The 4,241-nt window shown below is 35.3% G+C and carries 5 protein-coding genes; all 5 read left to right on the forward strand.

All coding sequences use genetic code 11. From position 1 onward, the window contains the following. Nucleotides 1–838, forward strand: an 838-nt coding sequence (locus tag RT405_RS04735) for a sugar ABC transporter permease (protein WP_313468005.1), incomplete at its 5' end; no start/stop codon positions are given. A gap of 40 nt (nt 839–878) precedes the next feature. Then, complete coding sequence (locus tag RT405_RS04740) at nt 879–1,694, forward strand: carbohydrate ABC transporter permease (RefSeq protein WP_313468007.1); 816 nt, start codon at nt 879–881, stop codon at nt 1,692–1,694. 134 nt (nt 1,695–1,828) lie between these two features. After that, a complete protein-coding gene (locus RT405_RS04745; protein ID WP_192988505.1) occupies nt 1,829–2,017 on the forward strand; it encodes a hypothetical protein in 189 nt (62 codons plus the stop codon). A 244-nt stretch (nt 2,018–2,261) separates the two neighbouring features. Then, nucleotides 2,262–2,564 (forward strand): hypothetical protein, encoded by a 303-nt coding sequence (locus tag RT405_RS04750; protein ID WP_313468009.1) that lies wholly within the window; start codon nt 2,262–2,264, stop codon nt 2,562–2,564. 32 nt (nt 2,565–2,596) lie between these two features. After that, entirely contained in the window at nt 2,597–4,189 is a 1,593-nt protein-coding gene (locus tag RT405_RS04755; RefSeq protein ID WP_313468010.1) for an AarF/UbiB family protein, read from the forward strand. The last annotated feature ends 52 nt before the right edge of the window (nt 4,190–4,241 follow it).

Raw genomic sequence — 4,241 nt, forward strand, 5'->3', positions numbered from 1 at the left:
TTGGAAATTTATTATATTTGCTGTTCTTTTCGGCAGTGCTTTTCTGCTTTATCCTATTTTTTATTCCATTTATATCTCTTTTCACAGCATGCAAGGCCTTAATTCTGTTTTCAATGGGCTCCATAACTATATTCGGATGACCCAAGATACTGTCTTTTGGAAGGCACTCTTGAATAATTTTACGTACTTGATTTTTCAAGTGCCGATTATGTTGATCTTGGGCTTGCTTTTGGCCTTTATGCTAAATTCACCAACGTTAAAAGGAAAAACGTTTTTTAGATTGGCGCTTTTTCTCCCTTGTGTTACTTCATTGGTTTCTTATTCTGTTTTATTTAAAATGATGTTTCAAGTTGGAGGTATCGTAAATAATTTTCTTTTGACGAGTGGAATCATTCAGATGCCTATTAATTGGTTAAATAGTCCGTTTTGGGCAAAAGTAACAGTGATTATTGCTTTGTGTTGGCGTTGGACAGGCTACAATATGATTTTTTATCTCGCGGGACTCCAAAACATCTCCGCAGACACATTAGAAGCCGCTTCAATAGATGGAGCTAATGCGGCTCAAAAATTTTTCCGAATTATTATTCCTCAACTTAAACCGGTAATTGTTTTTACCACGATTACCTCTACGATCGGAACGATTCAGTTATTTGACGAAGTTGTCAACTTAACTGGGGGTGGACCTTCAAATGAAACGTTGACTGCTGCTCAATTGATTTATAATCACTCGTTTGTTTACACCTCAAATTTTGGTTACTCAGCAACGTTGTCATGGGTACTTGTTGTAATTGTAGCTATATTGTCTATTATCCAATTAAAAGTTACCAATAGACCCTAGCAGTTTTTAGTATAATATAATGATGGAAGGAGAAAGAGAAATGAAAGCCAAATTATTGGATATAGCGAGATATCTATTCTTAATTCTATTTTCGTTTATTTCTATTTTTCCTTTTTACTGGATGGTTGCTGGAGCAACCAATACATCCAACCAGATAGCTGAAGGGAAAATTACGTTTGGAACACATCTGATGCAAAACATCTCTGATTTGTTTAATGGATATAACGTTTCGCTGATTATGTGGAATTCTCTTAAAATTTCTTTTGTGACGGTCGTATTGAGTTTACTGGTGACTTCATTAGCAGCATTTGGGTTTGAAAAATTTAAAACAAAAAAAAGTGAAATTATTTATGCCATATTTTTACTTTTTATGATGATCCCCTTTGCTGCTTTAGTTATCCCATTATTTAAAATGATGGCCGGATTCCACTTGGTAAATCAGCATATAGCCATTATTTTGCCTGCTGTCTCTAATCTTTTTTTGATTTTTTTCTTCAGACAAAGCTTTAAATCTTTTCCTGATGAAATCATAGATTCTGGCAGAGTCGAAGGAGCGGGCAGTTACGCAATTTTTTTTAGAATTGTGTTTCCAATGATGAAATCTACCTATGCAGCTGCGACAATATATGCATTTATGACTTCTTGGAACAGTTACTTGCTGCCTTTGGTTATCTTGCAGACAGAAGACAAATATACAATGACTTTGCTTATTTCCGGGCTATCTTCTTCATCCTATGTTGCAAATTATGGGGTACAAATGGTTGCCATTATTATCGCTACTATTCCAACTCTTATTCTATTTATGTTTATGCAAAGAAGCTTCGTTTCCGGCATGCTTGGATCGATCAAAGGATAAGAACAAAGATGCTTCTTCTTTAAGGAAGAGAGGCTAAAAAAACGCTGAAGCCTATTTAATTGTCATATAAGATAGAGAACGGTATACTTAAATAGTAGAAAATTACTTTTTAGGAGGAATTTATAATGAGTTATATGACAGAGTCAGATGTAACACGTTTGTTGAATGAATCGAAAAAAGAATTGGATCGTCTTACCACAAAACGTACAGAGGATTTAGGGAATTCTATTAATTACATTGAAAATGAACTCGAAATCCAACATGTAGAAGGTAAAATTACCGCTTATGAATATGTTTTAAATGCGGATGAAGCGAATAAATAATGGAGTAAACTAACTTGTTCTAAAAGTAAAAAGAAGCGGTCGATTGTTGGGCTGCTTCTTTTTGCTTTTTTTAATAGCCAGGATCAGGGGTAACAAATCGAACAGCAATAGAAGCAAAAAGGAGCAAATAGGTCGTTGTAGCGTTTTCATGTTATACTGTAAGCATTCATTAAGCAGTTAACTAACTTTCGAATGATTAAAGCAGAAATTCTTAATTCTCAAAAAGACTAAGGAGGAGAAAGTAATGGACGATTTAAAGAAAATAATTTTAGCCGGAATCGGTGGTGCAACCTTAACCTATGAAAAAGCAGAAGAAATGCTGGATAAATTAGTCGGTAAGGGGAAGCTGACAGTTGAACAAGGAAAGCTATTAAATCAAGAATTGATTCGTAAGAAAAAAGAGCATGGATCTGAAGAAACGTTGAGCAAAGAAGCGGTCCGAGAACTGGTAGAAACGATGGAAACTGCTCAACGAAAAGAAATCGAAAAATTAGAGAGAAAAGTGGAAGAGTTAAATGAAAAGATTGATAAACTGAACAATCGATAATGATTAAGAAAAAGAAAAGGAGGGAGGCATTTGTGAAGAAAAGCGAACGCTTCAGAGAGATCATTAGTGTATTGGCTGCTTATGGTTTCGGGCATATGTATAATACAAAGATCCATTCACAAAAAAAAGAAGCGGATCCGCAAAATCTGCGTAAAGCTTTTGAAGAGTTGGGACCAAGTTTCATTAAAATGGGACAAATTATTTCTACGCGACGAGATATTCTGCCAAAAGCATATATTGAAGAATTAGCTAAGTTACAAGATGCTGCGCCTCCTTTTCCATTTCATGAGGTCCGGCAGAACTTTAAAGAGGACTTCGACCAAGAGTTAGAAGAGGTTTTTGAACTAGTAGAAGAAAAACCAATTGCTAGTGCTTCCATTGCGCAAGTCCACAAAGGAAGATTACTAAGTGGCGAAGAAGTGATTTTAAAAGTCCAGCGGCCTGGAATAGAAGAAAGTTTTTTAAGAGATATCGACTTATTTATCAAAATAGTCTCCAAAGCCGAAACTATACTAAAAGGAATAGTGGTAGATCCTATCTCGGTATTTCAAGAAATTCGTAAAACGACTAAAATAGAATTAGATTTTCGCAATGAAGTGGATTACATGGTAAAATTTAAAGAATTGAACGCAGATATTGCTTGTGTCAATGCGCCAAAAGCATTTACCGAGTTTAGTTCCAAGCGAATAATTGTTCAAGAATATATTGATGGGCTGAAAATTACCCATACTACTGAATTGTTGCAAGAAGGCTATGATTTAAATGATATCGGTCAAAAACTTTTACTCTCTTACTTGTCTCAAGTTTTCCATGATGGTTTTTTTCATGGAGATCCGCATCCCGGTAATATGATCATCAAAGAAGGAAAAATTTATTATATCGATTTTGGTATTATGGGGGAATTATCCAACGCCAATAAAGAAGTTTTGAATCAACTGTTGAAAGCTATCGTTTTAAAAGATATCAATCAATTAGTCAGCTTGATTTTACAAATGGGAAACCAAAAAGGACGAGTCGATCGGAATGAACTATATGACGACTTAACTTATGTATTTGACACCTATTTTTCAACTGATTTAAGCAATATCCGTATAGCAAGTGTGTGGACAGATATTTTTGAAATAACAAGTAGACATCGTTTGTCCTTACCTAGTGATTTAGTCACATTAGTAAAAGCGCTGACGATACTGGAAGGAACAATTACAGATTTGGCACCAGAAGCGAATTTGATCAAAATCACAAAAAGTTATTTAAAAACAAGCGGAACTTTTAGTGTACGAGACTTAATCGATACAGAAGAAGCTTTACTCCAAACGTATCAATTTTTCAGTCATTCATCTAAGTTGCCAAGTCAATTGTCGGCTTTTCTAGATGGTCTGATTAGCGGCCGCAGCAAGTTCAAAATTGATTTAATCAATATGGATGAGAAGTGGACAGGAATCAATAAGATGGTCAACCGTCTAGTTTTTGCACTTATTATTTCTGCTCTGATCATGGCTTCAACAGTTATCATTGTGGCAACCAAAGGCACCCAACTTTCGATTATCGGAATGGCTGGTTTTTTGGTTGCTGGGTTCTTGGGATTATGGCTCTTAGTCGCTATTATTCGCTCTGGTAGTCTTTAACAAAAAAGCCTCTGTTCATCATTAGATAGTTTCATCTAAGAGTGGACAGAGG

This window comes from Carnobacterium sp. (assembly GCF_032094055.1).
GTDB lineage: Bacteria > Bacillota > Bacilli > Lactobacillales > Carnobacteriaceae > Carnobacterium_A.